This is a genomic window from Mycobacterium sp. NGS58 (genome assembly GCF_059812385.1).
In genome coordinates this window covers 1-12,552 of the sequence record NZ_JCALCO010000005.1, presented here as the reverse complement: position 1 = coordinate 12,552, position 12,552 = coordinate 1, and the positions used below count along the sequence as shown (strand labels likewise).

Annotated in this window: 12 protein-coding genes; 8 read left to right on the top strand and 4 right to left on the bottom strand. The window is 66.9% G+C overall.

Annotated features, from left to right (window positions below; all coding sequences use genetic code 11):
- The first annotated feature begins 46 nt into the window (after positions 1-46).
- From AC5Y4H_RS06560 to AC5Y4H_RS06550, 3 genes are read left to right on the top strand one after another with little or no spacing between them, the layout of a single operon-like run.
- Positions 47-274 (top strand): DUF6480 family protein, encoded by a 228-nt coding sequence (locus AC5Y4H_RS06560; protein WP_499979924.1) that lies wholly within the window; start codon positions 47-49, stop codon positions 272-274.
- 58 nt (positions 275-332) lie between these two features.
- Positions 333-548 (top strand): DUF3072 domain-containing protein, encoded by a 216-nt coding sequence (locus AC5Y4H_RS06555; protein ID WP_499979623.1) that lies wholly within the window; start codon positions 333-335, stop codon positions 546-548.
- Entirely contained in the window at positions 545-796 is a 252-nt protein-coding gene (locus AC5Y4H_RS06550) for a hypothetical protein (protein WP_499979621.1), read from the top strand. The genes AC5Y4H_RS06555 and AC5Y4H_RS06550 overlap by 4 nt, the downstream gene beginning before the upstream one ends.
- Positions 797-826: 30 nt before the next feature.
- Here the strand turns inward: AC5Y4H_RS06550 and AC5Y4H_RS06545 are convergent, their stop codons facing one another.
- Complete coding sequence (locus AC5Y4H_RS06545) at positions 827-1,669, bottom strand: MOSC domain-containing protein (RefSeq protein ID WP_499979619.1); 843 nt, start codon at positions 1,667-1,669, stop codon at positions 827-829.
- Between the two features lie 68 nt (positions 1,670-1,737).
- The gene (locus tag AC5Y4H_RS06540; RefSeq protein WP_499979618.1) at positions 1,738-3,126 is read right to left on the bottom strand and encodes a PPE family protein, SVP subgroup; all 1,389 of its coding nucleotides are present in this window, start codon (positions 3,124-3,126) and stop codon (positions 1,738-1,740) included.
- Positions 3,127-3,588: 462 nt separating this feature from the next.
- On the opposite strand from AC5Y4H_RS06540, the gene AC5Y4H_RS06535 reads away from it, so the two are divergent.
- Both AC5Y4H_RS06535 and AC5Y4H_RS06530 read left to right on the top strand, forming a co-directional pair.
- Positions 3,589-4,779 (top strand): glycosyltransferase, encoded by a 1,191-nt coding sequence (locus tag AC5Y4H_RS06535; RefSeq protein WP_499979613.1) that lies wholly within the window; start codon positions 3,589-3,591, stop codon positions 4,777-4,779.
- A 69-nt stretch (positions 4,780-4,848) separates the two neighbouring features.
- Positions 4,849-5,892 carry a class I SAM-dependent methyltransferase gene (locus AC5Y4H_RS06530; RefSeq protein WP_499979611.1) on the top strand — a complete coding sequence of 348 codons (1,044 nt, stop codon included), beginning with the start codon at positions 4,849-4,851 and terminating at the stop codon, positions 5,890-5,892.
- Positions 5,893-5,901: 9 nt separating this feature from the next.
- Here the strand turns inward: AC5Y4H_RS06530 and AC5Y4H_RS06525 are convergent, their stop codons facing one another.
- Positions 5,902-7,392, bottom strand: coding sequence for an FAD-dependent oxidoreductase (locus tag AC5Y4H_RS06525; protein WP_499979609.1), 1,491 nt, complete (start codon positions 7,390-7,392; stop codon positions 5,902-5,904).
- Between the two features lie 61 nt (positions 7,393-7,453).
- A complete protein-coding gene (locus AC5Y4H_RS06520; RefSeq protein ID WP_499979607.1) occupies positions 7,454-8,275 on the bottom strand; it encodes a hypothetical protein in 822 nt (273 codons plus the stop codon).
- A gap of 168 nt (positions 8,276-8,443) precedes the next feature.
- On the opposite strand from AC5Y4H_RS06520, the gene AC5Y4H_RS06515 reads away from it, so the two are divergent.
- The 3 genes from AC5Y4H_RS06515 (at position 8,444) to katG (ending at position 12,544) form a co-directional block, all read left to right on the top strand.
- The gene (locus AC5Y4H_RS06515) at positions 8,444-9,730 is read left to right on the top strand and encodes a L,D-transpeptidase (protein ID WP_499979606.1); all 1,287 of its coding nucleotides are present in this window, start codon (positions 8,444-8,446) and stop codon (positions 9,728-9,730) included.
- A 95-nt stretch (positions 9,731-9,825) separates the two neighbouring features.
- Complete coding sequence (locus AC5Y4H_RS06510; RefSeq protein WP_499979605.1) at positions 9,826-10,266, top strand: Fur family transcriptional regulator; 441 nt, start codon at positions 9,826-9,828, stop codon at positions 10,264-10,266.
- 37 nt (positions 10,267-10,303) lie between these two features.
- On the top strand, positions 10,304-12,544 hold the full coding sequence (gene katG / locus AC5Y4H_RS06505; protein WP_499979603.1) for a catalase/peroxidase HPI: 2,241 nt from the start codon (positions 10,304-10,306) through the stop codon (positions 12,542-12,544).
- Positions 12,545-12,552 lie beyond the last annotated feature (8 nt).

Here is a 12,552-nt window from a genome sequence, read left to right as displayed (position 1 = left end):
TCCGCGACGACAAGGCCGGTGTAAATCATGACCGCACAACCTCCCGATCCTGATCCGACGCACACCCGGGCTGGAGCCGGGGGGAGGTGCCGCACCGGGCACCACTCCCCCGGCCGCGCCCCAAACCTCCGGTGTGTCTGAGCCACAACCGCCGAACACCCGGCGATTCACTCCCAGTTCCGCCCTCACCGTCCTCGCGGTGTGCGTTTTTGCCGTGGCGTTCATCGCGGTGGCGGTGCTACTGGCGATGAAGATTGTCGGGGTAGGCGGCTGACATGCCGAAACCGTCACTTCCTGATTATGTCGGCTCGCTAGTGGGCATAGCCACAGGCATGGCCGACGATGCCGCGCAGGCGCCACAGGAGAATCCGGAAAAGGACCAGTCGCAGTGGGTGACGGGCGATGAACCCATGACCGGCCCGCAGCGCAGCTACTTGAACACGCTCGCGCAAGAAGCGGTCCAAGAGATCCCGGAAAACCTCACCAAGGCCCAGGCCTCCCGCCTGATCGACGAACTGCAACAACGTACCGGACGGGGCGGGTCGTGACCATCGGTGCTGAGGACGTGCGACAGTTGCTCGCCAGCCCGGAGGCGAGCGCGGCGCTGGTGGTGATCGAAGGCCGCGCCGCGGTCGTCGCGCCGGCGGATCTGGACTCGAATGACTATCGGGGGGCCCTGCAGGTTGCGACGCGCCAGGAGTTGGTGCAACGAGTCGGCCACGCGGACTTATCAGAGCGCGAGTTGGCGGAGCAAGCCGAAGAACTCGACACAGCGGTGCGCAACCTGGGCGGGTGAAACCACTGAGATGCTTTGCTGCCGAAACAATTACGGCCCGACGGCGACCGGGTCACCGACACGGATGACGCCCTTGGTCACCACCGCCAGATAGGCGCCGGCGCACGGCTGGGCGCCGTGACCGCCTGTGTTCAGCCGATTTTCGGCCGCCGGTATGCGGAGAGCCTGCGGCGCCCGCGGCAGCGGCCCGTGTTCGAGGGTGGGAACCACGCAGCGCGACGTCGCCGTCAGGACGCGCAGCCGCGTCTCCCCGATGACGAGTTGGCCTCCCACCCAGTCGTTTTCGGCATACGGAGGGTAGTCCTGCGGCGTTCCGATCACCAGATTCGGCCGGTACCGCAGCGCCTCCACCCCGATGTGCTCCAGGGTGGCCGTCGTGATGGCATGCAATGGAGCTTCGTCGGTGAACGACTCGCCCGGGGTGGCCGCAGCGATCCGCAGGATGCGACCGTCCACCTCGGCGTCGAGGCCGAGTTCCAGGAGTTTCTCCGGATCGGGCCGCACCAGTGTCGCGCCCTCGGGGCGTTGAGTGACCAAACTGACCTGCCGACCGGTCAGGCGCGAGATCAGCTCGTCGACGCCGGGATCATCGGCGGCCACATCGGTTCCATCAGGCATGCTGATGTGCACGCCCTGGGCATCACCATGCGCGGTGCACGTCAAGAGATCGCGCCACAGCCGGGGATTCTTGGCGCTGGCCACGTGCCCGGTTTGGCCGTCGACAAGCGCCATTCGCCGGTCGCCCTCGGCGCCACGCTCGTCGATCAGCAGGCGATCGAGGGATTCGCCGAGCATTGACTTCACCGGATAGCGGAGCAACGCCTGCACCCGCATCTGCACTGCGTCAGAAGTATGGGCGATCGAGTTGTCCATGAAGAGCCTTCACTGAAGTGTTCCCACCTAGTGTGCCCTGGCCAAGCGCACGGCGCATGGCGCCGCAATCAGCTTGGCAGCAGGCGCTTTTTCTGCTCTTCGAATTCCTGCTGCGTCAAAATCCCCGCGTCGCGCAGCGACGCCAGCTCACGCAGCTCGGCGGCGATGCTCGTGATCGGCCCACCCGCGACAACCTGCGGCGGGGTCGCCGGCTCTTTCGTCGGCTCCTTCGGTGCCTCGCGCGTCGCCTTTTCGATCTCGCCGGCTCGGGCCCGCTCGCGTCCCAGGGCGCCACCCGTACCCGCCATCGCGCGCCCGGCCATGCTGGCCACCGCCATCTCGCCGAACAAACCGCCGGAGCCACTGGGAGCGGCCGCGGCCGCGGCCGCGGCGGCTTCTGCGCCCGCGCCGGCGCTGGTGGCCGGCAGCACCAGGGCGGCCGGGCGGATCGCCGGGGCGGCGGCTGTCCACCCTGGCGGCACCGACAGGCCACCGACGGTGTTCGCCTGGCCCAGACCGGCCGACGCCAAGGATCCGAATCCGCCCGCCGGGTTCGTGATGACCGGGAATGGTGAGGGCGGCACCGCGCCCACCCCCGGCCAGGACTGCACTCCGGCCCAACCGCTGACGATGTCATCGGTGTGGAAACCGGTCATTGTGCCGGCCACGTCGAAGGGCAGCGCGATCAACGTACCCGGGGTGTCGATGCTGAGCCCGGCGACGCTGGCCGGCGCGTCGAGAAAGAATGTGACGAGATCGCTCCCCAGCCCCAGCACGTCCGTCGCCGACGCCGGAGCGGCGGCGGCCGGGCTTATCGCGGCGTTGTTCAGCAGGTTGGGTACCGCGGAGAACGATTGCTGCACGGCGTTACGGGTGTTCCCGGCGGCGGTCCCGGTGGCCTGGAGCACCGATTCGGATTGACCGGCGTCGGAGCTGGTGGTCTCGTCGGGCTGGGCGAACGGCGTCAACCGCGTCGCCGCGGCCGTCGAACCGGCGTAGCCAAACATGGCCGCGGTGTCTCGGGCCCACATCTCGGCATACTCGGCCTCGGTGGTGGCGATCGCCGGCGTGTTCTGTCCGAGGACGTTCGTCGCGACGAGCGTCGCCAGCAGGGTGCGGTTGGCCGTGACCACCGGGGGCGGCACGGTCTCGGCGAACGCCGTCTCGTAGGCGAAGGCCGCGGCTCTGGCCTTGTTGGCGGTTTCCTCGGCCTGGGCGCCGGTGGTCCTCATCCACGCCAGGTAAGGGGTGATCGCTGCGACCATGGACGCAGACGACGGGCCGACCCACGGACCGGAAGTCAAGGCCGTGATCTCGGCCTGATAGGAGTTCGCCGTCGATTGCAGGGCGGCGGCCAATTCGTCCCAGGCCATCGCGGCGGCCAGCATCGGTCCCGACCCTGGACCGGCGTATATCCGCGCGGAGTTAACCTCCGGCGGTAGACACGCGAAGTCCATGTCGTTCTCCTCCGATAGCTTTCAGGGCCGCGAGAGCATCGACGGCCCCGATGCGCGTCGTGTGGGGATAGCCAACTGAGCAGCAAACAAATCGCATTCCCTCCGGTGCTGCCATTGCCGCGAACGGAAACGGCCGAATCAGGCCGTCCCCAGTGCTAGCGAACGGTCTCACACGTTTGCATGTGCTCCCACGTCAACCAATACAGCGAAATTGTTGTCGAGGATTAACGATAGGTTACCTGCACATGACGGCGGAAACTCGCAAGGGTTAGGCGCGTATTGCGCAAATCACTCTCAGCCCGCTCACAACGGGATGCACGACGCGTTGCTCACCTCCCCGGTCCGATTTCACTCGCCCGGCGACGGCAAAGCCCGAGGTCAACGCGATGGGCCGGCGTCCAACGAGTCTTGCGGCGCCGGTTCTGCTTGGATTTGTGGGATCCCGCAAGTGAGGTCTGTCGAATGAAAATCGTGTTGGTCACCTACGGCGGCCGCGGCGACGTCGAACCCTGCGCCGCCGTCGGTCGCGCGCTGATGAACCGAGGCCACGAGGTGCTCCTCGCGGCCCCGCCCAACATGACCGCCTTCGTCGAGTCGACGGGCCTTGCGGCCGTCGGGTACGGGCCGGATACGGAACGCGGGATGAGCGCGGCTCAGGAATTGCTCGGCTCGCTCCATTGGGGCGTCAGCGGGCTGTCGCACGTTGTCGAGCGCGTGACCCGGATCTGGATGGACAAGACCGCGACGCTGACGTCGGTGGCAACGGGTGCCGATCTGCTGGTGGCGCACATGAACGATCAGGCACTGGCCACCAATGTCGCCGAACATCACCGCATCCCGCTCGCGGCGCTGCACGTCTTCCCGGCGCGAATCATGCCGTCGAGCGACCTGTATTCCGGCATAACGAAGGATGCCGAAGCGGCCCAACGTCGTGCGCTTGGCTTGCCCGAGGCAACCGAATCGGCCGCGGGCCCAGCGAGTGAGGTATTGGAAATCCAGACTTACGACGAGCTCTGCCTGCCCGGGCCCGCCGCCGAATGGCTGGAACCGGGCGGCCGGCGTCCTTTTGTCGGTTCGTTGACGCTGGAGTTGCCGACGGACAACGACGACGAGGTGTTGTCCTGGATAGCGGACGGGACGCCGCCCATCTACTTCGGATTCGGCAGCACGCCCGTCAGCTCTCCCGCCGAGACCGTCGCAGTGATCAGCGCGGCCTGCTCGCAGTTGGGCGAGCGGGCATTGATCTGCAGCGGCGCGAATGACTTCGCTGAGGTCGCGCTGTTCGACCACGTCAAGGTGGTAAGAGCGATGAACTATGCGGCCATCTTCCCGGAATGCCGGGCGGTGGTCCATCACGGTGGCTCGGGCACCACGGCCGCGGGCCTGCGCGCCGGAGTCCCCACGCTCATCCTGTGGACCGTATGGGACCAGCCGATGTGGGCGAGGGCCGTCGAACAAATGAAAGCCGGTTCCGGACGGGCCTTTTCCGAGAGCACCTTGGACTCGCTGGTCGCCGACCTACGCACGGTCCTCACGCCGGGATGCGCCGCCCGCGCCCGCGAGGTCGCCGCCCAGATGAGCAAACCCGCGGAAAGCGTTGGCCGCGCCGCCGATCTCCTCGAAGAGGCGGCCCGCCCGGCACCCGCGGTTTGATCGGGCGAGGCAAACCGTCCGTTCGTTGCAGCGGTGGTGGAAAGGCCGCCCGTCGTGTAGAAGGTTCTGGTGCAGGATCAGCCGAATAGGCCGTTCGATCCTTCGATGCTGCGCGAAGCGATGATCAGGCGGCTGTATCGCCGATTGTCGGCCGAGGGCCAGATCAGGGTGCCGGCGGTGCCGGGCCTGATCGACGAGTACGTCCTGTTGTGCGGCAACGTGTGCGCCACGCTGGGTGTCTGGTATACCCCCGAACAATCGGCGCACCTGCGGGCAGCGCTGGAAGTCGAGTTGGCGAAGGCCTTCAAGGCCTCCCATCGTTCGGATGTCCTGATCTCGTATCAGGCTCCCTTCGGCGAGGGGGTGAATTTCCGCGTCCAGGCCGACTGGCGCACTGTCGAGGCCGACTACCAACAGTGGATGGAAATCCGCCCACCGCCGCTGTTCGGCACCGAGCCGGACGCACGCGTGTTGGCGCTGGCCGCCGAGGCGGACGATCCCTCGACCTATCGGGTGCTGGACGTCGGCGCGGGAACCGGGCGGAACGCCCTTGCCCTCGGCCGGCGCGGACATCCCGTCGATGCGGTCGAACTGACCGCGAAGTTCGCCGAAGTGATTGTTTCCGAAGCCGCCGCAGAATCGTTGCGCGTGAACGTCATTCAAAGCGACGTGTTCACCGCTATGGAGAGCGTGCGCGAGGAGTACCAGCTGATGGTGCTCTCGGAGGTGGTGTCCGACTTCCGGACGACACACGAGTTGCGCGGCGTATTCGAACTCGCCACCGAATGCCTGGCGCCCGGCGGGCGTTTGGTGTTCAACACCTTCCTGGCCCGCGACGGCTACGTTCCCGACGAGGTCGCGGTGCAACTGAGTCAGCAGTGCAACAGCATGATCTTCACCCGCGACGAGGTAAGCGCCGCGGCGGCCGGCCTGCCTCTGGAGCCGATCGCCGACGACGCTGCCTACGAGTACGAGAAGGCGCGGCTGCCGTCGGACGCCTGGCCGCCCACGGGCTGGTTCGAAGGTTGGGCCGGGGGCCTCGACGTATTCGACGTCGAGCGCGACGATTCCCCAATAGAGTTGCGCTGGCTCGTGTTTCAAAAGGCGGGCTGACCCGCAGGTCTAGGCGGTCAGATCGCGAGTGGCCGGCCCCTCCAGCAGGGTTCCGTCGGGCGCGAACCGTGACCCGTGCAGCGGACACTCCCAAGCGTTGTCGGCGTCGTTCCAGTTCACAATCCCGCCCAGGTGCGGGCATACCGGTGAGATGCGGTGCTCGGTCCCGTTGACGCGGCACCGGGCTTCCAGATGCCACGGCGGGCCGCTCACCACCCCGCCTTCGCCGTCGACGGGGCTGCGGCGGTGAGTGCGTATCGCCGGCGTGATCCAGCCCTTCGTCAGGTTGAAGCCGACCTCGAGGTTGGCCTGCAGGGCCGTCGTCAGGCCCGTCAGCTCGTGCGGACTCCAGCTGGCGAACGCGCGGGCCCAATCCATCCGCCCGCCCAGGATGCGACTCGACAGCGCCAACGCGGCGGCGGGGCCGTTGGTCATGCCCCACTTGTTGAAACCCGTTGCGATGAAGATGCTCTCGGTGTTCGGCAGGATGGGACCCACATACGGTAGGTGGTCGATGGGCGTGTAGTCCTGCGCCGACCAGAAATGGGTCTGCACGGCACCCGGATAGTGCTTGCGGGTCCACGTCGACAGCTCATTCAGCGCCTCGGACGGACTCTTCTCCCGGCCCACGGTGTGGCCGGCCCCGCCCACGATCAGCCGCTCCCCGTCCGTGACCGGTGCGTAGCGCACCGAACGCGTCGGCGAGTCGGTGGAGATCATCATCGGCCGCGTGATGTTGCCCGGAACCTTGAAAGCCAAGCAGTAGGACCGGCTCGGCTTCACCCGCGCGAAATAGCCGCCGCGATCCAGGATCGGGATGCCCGTCGCGAGCACCAGCTGGGTGGCCTGAAGTTGGGCGTCCTGCTGGGCGGCGTCGTTGACATGCACGCGTACCTTCTTGCCGCGCCAGGAGACGCGCCGCACCCGCGTGTGCTCGACCAGCCGCCCACCGCGACCGAGCAACTCCACCACCAACGAGTCGAGGAACGACATCGGGTCGAACTGCGCCTGGTCGGCCAGGCGCACTCCGCCGTGATACGAGAACGGTACGTCGGCATCGTCGTCCCACACTGCCGGCAGGCCGACCGCCTGACACGCGGCAAGTTCGGCCCGCGCCGAGGGGACGCCCCGCACAGACTGGGCGTAGGTGTATGCATCCTCGCGCTGCACCGCCACTCCGTGCGCCTCGCAGTGGCTCAGCACCCACTCCTGGCCTTCACGATTGCCGTCGACGTACGCGCGGGCCACCTCCCTGCCGTGCCTTGGCAGCACCTTGGAAAGCTGGCTGCCCTGCAGCAGGCTGATTTTGGCGGTGGTGTTGCCCGTCGCGCACGCCCCCACCGTGCGTGCCTCCAGGACCAGCACATCCTTGCCCGCGCGGGCCAGTAAGACCGCTGTCACCAGCCCGGTAATGCCGGCACCCACGACGATGACATCGGCGGACCCGGACTCTTGGTCAAGCTTGCTTGCAGCCCAAGGCTGTTCGGTTCGTTCGGTCATCCATAAAGAAGTCACGGCTGAGCTGATACCCCGGTCGGGCGCGCGGAAACGCGCCGCCGAACTATGCCCGCTTCAACCGGCTCTTTGCCTCCGTCACGGCTTTCGCGGCAGCACGGCCGGCTTGCTGTGCCGCGTCATACTCCTTTTGGGCGCCCTTGAGCTCCCGTTCGGCCGCCCGCAGCGCGCTCGCCGCGGCGTCGCGGCGCTGTTGAGCGGCGACCCGTTGTGCTTGTCGCTCGGCCACCAGGTCGTCGGCCTCGGCCTTGGCGCGCTCCGCGGCGGCAAGGGCCGTGCTCAGCTTTTCGTGCCGTCGCTGCTGTGCGTGGTCGGCCGCGTGCTGCTTCGCGGGCCGCTTCCGCTCCGGGGTGCTGCGCCGCCTCGCCGGTTCGTCGGCAGCGTCCACCGATTCCGGCGAGGCGTCGCCGAAGGCACCGAAACCCGACCACTGCTCGGGCCGGGTCAGCCTGCCGAGTCGCTCGCTGATCCCCGGGTCGGCGATGGCGGCCTGCAGGGTGCTGGTCAGGTCTTCCCGCACGGTCGCCGACGGTTGCGTCACGTCGGCGGCCTGCAGCGCCTCGCGGGCGAGTGCGTCGATGAGTTTGTGTTGCTCGGCCGACAGGTCCCGGATGCGGCCGCCGTCCATCGCCTCGTGCGCGGCGCGCAATCGCTTACCGAGGTCGGTCAACCGCTGCCGGGTGTCGGTGTGCCGAAGCGCCAGCCGGTTGATGATCCACGCCGCCGTTGTCGGCTTGTTGGCAGCGGAAATTCGTTTGGCGGCCGCGTCATCGCCGCGTTTCTTGGCCGCGGCGGCCAGTCTCGCGCGTTCCGCGGTGAACTCCTGCGGCGGCACCTCATAGAGGCGGTCGAGGTCCTCATCGGCCATGTAGCCATGATCCCTCGCGGCCGGCCGGCGGCGGTTTTCGGTGGCCAAGCCGAACCACCCGACGGTTTAGAAACCGCACGTCCCGGGATACCTCATCTACAACATTCGACTTCGCCGGGCGGAACTTTGCAGCCTGCGAGCAACGGAGAGCAGGGATTCGGCAACTCCATGACGTCCAAGTTCAGCGATCAGTTCATCGGCCGGATCCTCCGCATGAGCCGCCCCCGCCAAGTCCTGCTCGCGGTGTGCGTGGTCGTCGCCGTGGTGGCTGCGATTTTCGTCGCCTCGACGTCGCACTGCTCGGGCAGTGCCTGTGGTCAACCCGGCGCCCCCGCGAAAACCGCTGAGCCGGCCCGAATAACGATCTCCCCGGGTCCGAACGCCCGTGACGTCGACCCCGTCGCCCCGGTCATGGTCAAAGCCGACAACGGGACGCTGACGGCCGTCGACATGGTCAACGAGAGTGGCAAACCGGTCGAGGGTGTCATGACCCCGGACAACACCGTGTGGAAGCCGACGGTCCCACTGGGCTACGGGCGCACCTACACGCTGACGGTCAGCAGCAGCGGCATCAGTGGCGTTGCGGCCAAGCAGGTTTCGTCGTTCTCCACGCTGAAGCCGTCCAACCAGACCAAGGTGTCCTTCACCACCACGTCGGAGGCCACGTTGCGTGACGGCGGCACCTATGGCGTGGGAACGGTGATCGTCGCGCACTTCGACGAGAAGATCGCCGACCGTGCCACCGCCGAGCGGCAGCTGTCGGTGACCACCGACCCGAAAGTCGAGGGTTCCTGGTATTGGGTCGATGATCAGAACGCGCATTGGCGGCCCGAGCGCTACTACGCGCCCGGCACGAACGTCACCGCCGAGGCGAAGATCTATGGGATAGCCCTGGGCGACGGACTATTCGGGCAAGACGACACCAAGGTGTCCTTCCGTGTCGGCGATGCCCACGTATCGATCGCCGATGACGCCACCCATCAGGTCAGCGTCTTCAGCAACGGGACCCTGCAGCGCACGATGCCCACGTCCATGGGAATGGGCGGCACCGAAGACGTCGGCGGGAGAACCATCTCGCTATGGACGCCCTCCGGGATCTACACCGTCTTGGACAAGGGCAATCCCGTCATCATGGACTCCTCGACCTTTGGCCTGCCCAAGAATTCCCGGCTCGGATACCGCGAGACCATCAACTGGGCCACCAAGATCAGCACGGACGGCATATACCTGCACGAGCTCGACGCGACGGTATGGGCCCAGGGGCACCGCGATACCTCGCACGGCTGCCTGAACCTGAACGCCGACAACGCGAAATGGTTCTTCAACTTTTCGGTACCCGGCGACGTGGTCGAGGTCCGAAACAGCGGCGGGCCGCCGCTGACGCTGGCTCAGAACGGCGACTGGACGATCAGCTGGGACGATTGGCGCAAAGGCAGCGCGCTGAAGCCCACCTGAGAACCGGGTGATGCAGCTCAGTCGTCACGCAGAGTTGTGCCCCACTTCACAATAAAGTCTTGACTCGTTCCAGATAAGTGCGTCATATTGGTGGCGTGTCATCGACGGCCGATTACGCGGACAGGTTGCGGATGGCCGATCTGCGGGTGACCCGGCCCCGGGTCGCCGTGCTGGAAGTCGTCGACGCCAATCCGCACGCCGACACCGAGACGATCTTTTCGGCCGTCCGAGTGGGCCTTCCCGATGTCTCGCGCCAAGCCGTCTATGACGTGCTCAACGCGCTGACCACCGTGGGCCTGGTACGGCGCATCCAGCCCCTGGGCATGGTGGCGCGCTATGAATCGCGCGTCGGCGACAACCATCACCACGTCGTGTGCCGGTCCTGCGGGATCATCGCCGACATCGACTGTGCCGTCGGTGACGCGCCGTGCCTCATCCCCTCGGACGACGACAACATTCTTGATGGCTTCGTGCTCGACGAGGCCGAAGTCATCTACTGGGGCCTGTGCGCCGATTGCTCGACGACAGGTTCTTAGATCGCAGCCCGATTCACCCACCCTCGAAAGGAATGCTGTGTCATCTGATACATCCGCTAGCCGTCCACCCCAACCCGGAGCCGGGACGGCCAGCACAAGCGAAAGCGAAAACCCAGCAATCCCTTCACCGCAGCCGAAGTCGAATGCTCCACTGACCAACCAGGACTGGTGGCCCAACCAGGTCGACGTGTCGAGGCTGCATCCGCACTCGCCGCAATCCAATCCGCTCGGCGAGGACTTCGACTACGCTACGGAGTTCGCCAAGCTCGACGTCGACGCGCTCAAGGCCGACATGATCTCGCTGATGACCACCTCGCAGGACTGGTGGCCCGCCGACTACGGCCACTACGGCGGCCTGTTCATCCGGATGAGCTGGCACGCCGCGGGCACCTACCGGATCCAGGACGGCCGCGGCGGCGCCGGCCAGGGCATGCAGCGCTTTGCCCCGCTCAACAGCTGGCCGGACAACGCGAGCCTCGACAAGGCCCGCCGGCTGCTGTGGCCGATCAAGAAGAAGTACGGGAACAAGCTCTCCTGGGCGGACCTGATCACCTACGCGGGCAACGTGGCCCTGGAGTCGATGGGATTCAAGACCTTCGGCTTCGCCTTCGGCCGCGAGGACGTCTGGGAGCCCGAAGAGATCCTCTGGGGTGAAGAAGAGGAATGGCTGGGTACCGACAAGCGCTACTCGGGCGAACGCAATCTCGCACAGCCCTACGGCGCCACCACCATGGGCCTGATCTATGTGAATCCCGAAGGCCCCGAAGGCAAGCCCGACCCGATTGCCGCAGCGATCGACATCCGCGAGACGTTCGGCCGGATGGCGATGAACGACGAGGAGACGGCCGCACTGATCGTCGGTGGCCACAGCTTCGGCAAGACCCACGGTGCCGGTGACGCCGACCTGGTTGGTCCCGAGCCCGAGGCCGCCCCGATCGAACAGCAAGGGCTCGGCTGGAAGAGCTCCTACGGGAGCGGCGTGGGCAAGGACGCCATCACCAGCGGCCTGGAGGTCGTCTGGACGCCGACGCCGACCAAGTGGGACAACTCCTTCCTGGAGACGCTGTACGGCCACGAGTGGGAGCTGACCAAGAGCCCCGCCGGGGCGTGGCAGTTCACCGCCAAGGATGGCGCCGGCGCGGGAACCATCCCCGACCCGTTCGGTGGGCCGGGGCGCGCCCCGACGATGCTGGTCACCGACATCTCGTTGCGGGAGAGCCCGATCTACCGCGACATCACCCGGCGCTGGCTTGACCACCCCGAGGAGCTGGCCGACGCCTTCGCCAAGGCGTGGTACAAGCTGCTGCACCGCGATATGGGACCTGTCACCCGCTTCCTGGGACCCTGGATCCCCGAACCGCAGCTGTGGCAGGACCCCGTGCCGGCCGTCGACCACGAACTGGTCGACGATAAGGACGTCGCGGCCCTGAAGGGCAAGGTGCTCGCATCCGGTCTCTCCGTCCCCCAGCTGGTCAAGACCGCCTGGTCGGCCGCGATCAGCTACCGCAACACCGACAAGCGCGGTGGCCCCAACGGCGGGCGGCTTCGCCTCGAGCCGCAGCGGAGCTGGGAGGTCAACGAGCCCTCCGAACTCGACAAGGTGCTGCCCGTCCTGGAGCAGATCCAGCAGGACTTCAACGCCTCGGCCTCCGACGGCAAGAAGATCTCGATTGCGGACCTGATCGTGCTGGCGGGTTCCGCGGCGGTCGAGAAGGCGGCCAAGGACGCCGGTTACGAGATCTCGGTGCACTTCGCTCCCGGGCGTACCGACGCGTCTCAGGAGACCACCGATGTGGAGTCCGCCGCGGTGCTCGAACCGCGGGCCGACGGGTTCCGCAACTACGCGCGGCCAGGCGAAAAGGCCCCGCTCGAGCAGCTCCTGATGGACCGGGCATACCTATTGGGCGTGACGGGTCCGGAGCTCACGGTGCTCGTCGGCGGACTGCGTGCCCTGGGCGCCAACCACGGCGGCAGCAAGCACGGCGTGTTCACCGACCGGCCGGGTGCGCTGACGAACGACTTCTTCGTCAACCTGCTCGACATGAACACCGAGTGGAAGGCGTCGGAGACCGCGGAGAACGTCTACGAAGGGCACGACCGGGCCTCCGGGGCGCTCAAGTGGACGGCGACCCCGAATGACCTTGTCTTCGGTTCGAACTCGGTGCTGCGCGCATTGGCCGAGGTCTACGCCCAGGACGACGCGCACGGCAAGTTCGTCGAGGACTTCGTCGCGGCGTGGGTGAAGGTCATGAACAACGACCGGTTCGACCTCAAGTAGGAACGGGT